Genomic DNA, 5007 nt, shown 5'->3' on the forward strand with positions numbered 1-5007 from the left:
TACCGGGAGCTAGCCCAGGTGAAAAAAGATCTGGACACCTGGTCCTTCTACATCCTCACCGCCTATCCACATTTGGAAAAGGTGTTTGGCCAGCGGGCCACCAAGCGCCGCAAGCTGTATAACGGTGGGATCGAATGTCAGTATTACCAATACTACGGGCCCAGGCCCCCTAAACGCAGGACCTAGCGCGTCAAGGCCGCCCCTGGGGGGAGCGGCCTTTTTGTGTTCCTTTGGGCTAGACAAAGATGAAGTATAGGATGCTGATCACCACAATTCCCACTAAGCCGCAGACCAGGGAAGCCAGGGTCTGGAGGCGATAAGCCTGGCTCACCTCCATATCCGAGAACTGGGCCACAACCCAGAAATAGCTGTCGTTGGCGTGGGAGACGGTCATGGAGCCCGCGCCGATGGCCAGAACTGCCAGGGTTGGTCCCAGCCCCGAAGCCAAACCCAGAGCGTTCAGCAGCGGAGCAACAATCCCCGCTGTGGTGATAATGGCCACGGTGGAAGAGCCCTGTGCGGTCTTCAGGGCCGCGGAGAGCAGGAAAGGCACGAAAATGCCAAAGCGCAGGCCACTTAACACATCGGAGATATACGCGGCGATGGGCGTGTCCCGGATCACCTGACCTAAAGCGCCCCCCGCACCGGTGATCAGGATAATGGTCCCGGCACTGGCCAGGCCCACCCCCACCCAGTCGCCCAGTACTTCCTTGGTGATTTTCGGCACCGTAAGGAAGGCCAGAAAAACACCGATCAGCAGAGCGATATTGGGATTCCCAATAAAGCTTAGCAGCGCTTGGAGGGACCCGCTGCCCAGGGGTCTGCTGGGGTAGTCGGCGAAGGACTTTAAGGCAATGAGCAGCACAGGCACCACGATGGGCGCGAAGGATTTTAAGACTGAAGGGTACTGCCGATCATCAACCTCTTCCGCCTCGGTTTCCTGCGCCGGATCAATGTAGATCCTCGAAGCGTAATGCTTGGCGAAAAAATACCCGGCGAGAATCGTGGGGATGGAAACGATCAAACCCCAGATGATCACCGAGCCTAGATCCGCCCCAATGGTGCCGGCCCCGGCAATGGGCCCCGGTGTTGGCGGTACAAAAACATGGGTGGAATAGAGCCCCATACTCAGGGCGATGGCGAACACGGAAAGGGACTGTTTACTGCGCGCGGCCATGGTGCGGTTCAAAGGTGAGAGGATCACAAAGCCCGAATCGCAAAAGACGGGCACGGAAACCACGCCCCCGGTAAAGGCCATGGCCAGTGCCGAGCGGCCCTCTCCCACCAGCTTCAAGATGGAGCTGGCCATGACCATGGCCGCACCGCTTTTCTCCATGATGAACCCGATGATGGTGCCCGCGGCAATCACAATGCCGATACTAGATAGGGTGCCTCCAAAGCCCCCAGTTATGGAACTGATCACCTGCTGCGGAGGCAAACCCGCAATCAGCCCCACACCCAAGGAAGCCAAGAGCAGAACAACAAAGGGATGAAGTCTCACCCGGGCGGTCATCACCACGATGAAGGCGATGGCGGCCAGGAGCAGGACGAGCAGGCCCGGTCCTTGCATGGAATCACTCCTTGTTTTTAATACTGTACAAACGAATCACTTCAGCCGTCTGGTTTTCCAGAAGTTCAGCGGCACCCTCCATGGCTTCCTGGAGGGTCATGGGCCGGTTGAGGATGGAGAAGTAAGCGGCAACGCCCTCCCCGTGGAGAATGTCCGCGCTGGGGAGCACGGTGCCCGCGATCACCACGCAGGGCACGCCCAAGGCCCGGCTGCGGCGGGCTACACCCATGGGCACCTTGCCGTAGGCGGACTGGCCGTCGAACTTGCCTTCTCCAGTGATGACCAAATCGGCCCCGCCGGCCTTGGCCTCAAAGTCCAGCACATTGAGGACGAGTTCAATGCCGGAAACGAGCTTGCCCCCTAAAATGGCCATGAGGCCAGCCCCTAACCCCCCCGCGGCACCGGCCCCGGGAACCCGGCCCACATCCTGGCCCAGATCCCGCTGGAGGATCCGATCGTACCTGGCTAAGGCGGCATCTAGGAATTCCACCATCTCCGGCGTGGCTCCCTTCTGCGGGCCGTACACGTGGGAAGCGCCTTGGGGCCCCGTGAGGGGATTATTCACATCACAGGCCACTTCTATGCGCACATCCGCCAGGCGGGGATCCAGGCGGCTGCAGTCGATGCGGTCCAGGCGGGCCAGCTCCCCGCCTCCTGCGCCTAGAAGCTCCCCATCTGCATCGTAGAAGCGCACCCCCAGGGCCTGGGCCATACCCATGCCCCCATCGTTGGTGGCGCTCCCGCCGATGCCGATGATTAGATGGTCACAGCCCAGATCCAAGGCCCTGGCGATGAGCTCGCCGGTGCCGAAGGTGGTGGTGAGCAGAGGATTGCGCTCTTCCTCCGGCACCAAAACCAGCCCCGAAGCCTGGGCCATCTCGATCACCGCGGTTTTGCCCCCGCCCATCAGGCCCAGCTGGGCCTTGACCGGAGTACCTAAGGGGCCTGTCACCTCGTACTCCAAGAGCTCGCCGCCGCTGGCCACAACCAGGGACTCCACCAGGCCTTCCCCGCCGTCGGAGAGGGGCAGAAGAACCAGCTCCGCCTCGGGTAGAGCCTTCCCCACTCCCCTGGCCATGGCCCGGGCCGCTTCGGTGGAGGTGAGGCTTCCTTTGAAGGAATCGGGGGCTAAGACAATTTTCAGCCTGCTGTCCATTTGCCACTCTCCCCAGCAGCCCTTTGCACAAAGCGGTCAATGCGCTCAAGGGCCTCTTTGATCTCTTCAAGGGAATAGGCGTAGGACACCCGCACAAACCCTTCCCCCGAATCGCCAAAGGCGGAACCGGGCACCACCGCGACCTTCTCTGCTTCCAGGAGGGCGGTGCAGAAATCCTCGGAACTCATCCCCAGATCAGAGATGCGGGGGAAGCAGTAGAAGGCGCCCTTGGGTTCGAAGCAGGAAAGCCCCAGGGCCCGGAAACCCTGGACGATGAACTGCCGGCGCCGGTCATATTCCCCCCGCATCTTCTCCACAGCGGGCAGGCCCTTTTCCAAAGCCTCAATGGCCGCCCACTGGGCCGTGGTGGGGGCGCTCATGATCCCGTATTGATGAATCTTCCGCATCGCACCAATGATCTCCGCAGGACCGCAGGCGTAGCCTAAACGCCAGCCGGTCATGGAAAACGCCTTGGAAAAGCCGCTCACCAGCACGGTGCGCTCGTACATCCCCGGGAGCGCCGCGATGGAAGTATGCTCGATCCCGTAGACCAGTTCCGCGTAGATCTCATCGGAGATGATCACGATCCTGTGCTGGCGCAGAACCTCGGCGATAGCCACCAAGTCCTCTTTTTCCATAACCGCACCGGTGGGATTATTGGGATAACAAAAAACGATGGCTTTAGTTTTGTCAGTGATCAAGGGCTTGATGGCCTCCGCGGTGAGGCGGAAATCATCCTTTTCGTAGGTGGGCACAGGAACCGGCACCCCTCCCGCCATGATGGTCATGGGGCCGTAGGAGACGTAGGTGGGCTCCGGGACCAGCACTTCATCGCCGGGGTTAATCAGGGCCCTTAAGGCCAGATCCACCGCTTCGCTGCCCCCCACCGTGATCAGGATCTGGTTTTCCGGGTTGTACTCCACCTGAAAGCGGCTTGCCAAATAGCGGCTGATGGCCTGGCGCAGCTCCAAAAGGCCGGAGTTGGAGGTGTATCTGGTGCCCTTTTCCACGATGGAGCGGATACCCGCCTCCCGGATCACCTCCGGGGTGGGGAAATCCGGCTCGCCCACGCCCAGGGAGATCACATCCTGCATGGTGGCGGCAATGTCGAAGAACTTGCGGATACCCGACGGCTTAATGGCCTGCACCTTTTGGGATAACAATTCATTAACCAACGCGATCACTTCCCTTCCTTCTGTAAATATTATGCGTATTCTTCAGGCAGATTATAATTCCTACCGGGGGAAATGATTTCGTCTATTGACTGAATTTTCTGCATTGTTTATACTATAATTGCTAGCAAACAGATCGGGCCCGCACAGAAAGGAGGGTTGTTGTGCGCAAAAGATCCGCCGCCTTGCTGCTCTTGGTGGTGCTCCTCCTTGGTCTGGGCAGCAGCGCGGCCCTGGCCAATGCCCCCGCTTCCCCGCCCTTTGGCAGTGAGGTGGTCCCCCTCACCCTGGAGGAGCTGGAGGAAGTGGAAGGCGCCTGGGCCGCCCAGACCGTGGTGGGCGCCGCGGTGGGAGGCGTCTGCTACTTAATCACCACCCCCGTTTCCCAGTGGAACCTGGGAGACTGCTTAAGGCACGTGGTCGCCGGTGCCGTAAGCGGTTTCTTCGGCAGCTTCTTCTAGCCCCCACCCCTACACAGAAAGCCCAGGGCAACCTGGGCTTAACTTCACTCTCACTCTAGAAGGGATGATCCAATGCCGCTCTTGCCATCTGCCATCTTCTGGCTGGTCTTGGCCGCAGCCCTCACCGGGAGCCAGCTGCGCCAGGGCCGCCCCCTAAGCGCCCAGGTGGTGGGCCTGGCCGTGCTTGGAGCAGGCCTGATCCTGGCCGCCGGGAGCCTCAGCCAAACCCAGGCGGGTCCCCTTGGAACCTTCTTGCGCTGGCTGAGCCGCTTTTTGCTGTATCTCGGCCTCACGCCCCTTTTCACCAAGCTCCCCTGGCCCCGCAGCGCGGCGGGGGGAGTGGTCTTTTCCACCTGCATGACGCTCCTGGAGCTTGTGGGCGTTTTGGGCTAGGCCTTTTCCCGGCGGGCGTTTCCCTGCCAGACTAAATAGATGCCAAAAAGGGTGATCACACTGCCCAAGGCCTCCAAGGGGGCAGGCACTTCCTTCAGGATGAACACCGCCATGATGCTGGCCCCCAAGGGCTCCCCCAGGATGGTGACGGAGACCATGGTAGCAGGAAGGTACTTCAAAGCCCAGTTCAAGCTGTTGTGCCCCAAAACCGTGGGCACCAAAGCCAGGGCCACAAACATGAGCCAGGTGAAGCTG

Annotated in this window: 6 protein-coding genes and 1 pseudogene; 3 read left to right on the forward strand and 4 right to left on the reverse strand. The window is 60.5% G+C overall.

Annotated elements, in window-relative coordinates; all coding sequences use genetic code 11:
- Positions 1–186 (forward strand): annotated as a pseudogene (locus ACE4YL_RS14435) (class I SAM-dependent RNA methyltransferase); the annotation flags it as partial.
- Positions 187–235: 49 nt separating this feature from the next.
- Here the strand turns inward: ACE4YL_RS14435 and ACE4YL_RS14440 are convergent.
- From ACE4YL_RS14440 to ACE4YL_RS14450, 3 genes are read right to left on the reverse strand one after another with little or no spacing between them, the layout of a single operon-like run.
- Positions 236–1570 carry a GntP family permease gene (locus tag ACE4YL_RS14440; RefSeq protein ID WP_461369741.1) on the reverse strand — a complete coding sequence of 445 codons (1335 nt, stop codon included), beginning with the start codon at positions 1568–1570 and terminating at the stop codon, positions 236–238.
- Positions 1571–1574: 4 nt separating this feature from the next.
- Complete coding sequence (locus tag ACE4YL_RS14445) at positions 1575–2714, reverse strand: glycerate kinase (RefSeq protein ID WP_461358807.1); 1140 nt, start codon at positions 2712–2714, stop codon at positions 1575–1577.
- Positions 2711–3910: a pyridoxal phosphate-dependent aminotransferase gene (locus ACE4YL_RS14450; protein ID WP_461358797.1), complete on the reverse strand. Its 1200-nt coding sequence runs from the start codon at positions 3908–3910 to the stop codon at positions 2711–2713. Before ACE4YL_RS14450 ends, ACE4YL_RS14445 begins: the two co-directional genes overlap by 4 nt.
- A 152-nt stretch (positions 3911–4062) precedes the next feature.
- Here ACE4YL_RS14450 and ACE4YL_RS14455 point away from each other — a divergent pair, with 152 nt between their 5' ends.
- Positions 4063–4359 (forward strand): hypothetical protein, encoded by a 297-nt coding sequence (locus ACE4YL_RS14455; protein ID WP_461358798.1) that lies wholly within the window; start codon positions 4063–4065, stop codon positions 4357–4359.
- A gap of 72 nt (positions 4360–4431) precedes the next feature.
- Positions 4432–4752 (forward strand): hypothetical protein, encoded by a 321-nt coding sequence (locus tag ACE4YL_RS14460; protein ID WP_461358799.1) that lies wholly within the window; start codon positions 4432–4434, stop codon positions 4750–4752.
- On the opposite strand, the gene ACE4YL_RS14465 is transcribed toward ACE4YL_RS14460, so the two are convergent.
- On the reverse strand, positions 4749–5007 hold a 259-nt coding region (locus ACE4YL_RS14465; protein WP_461369742.1), incomplete at its 5' end, for an EamA family transporter. The two genes, ACE4YL_RS14460 and ACE4YL_RS14465, sit on opposite strands and share 4 nt — an antisense overlap.

Origin of the sequence: Candidatus Darwinibacter acetoxidans (assembly GCF_041936445.1) — a bacterium.
In the GTDB taxonomy this organism is placed as follows: domain Bacteria; phylum Bacillota; class Limnochordia; order Darwinibacteriales; family Darwinibacteriaceae; genus DTU010.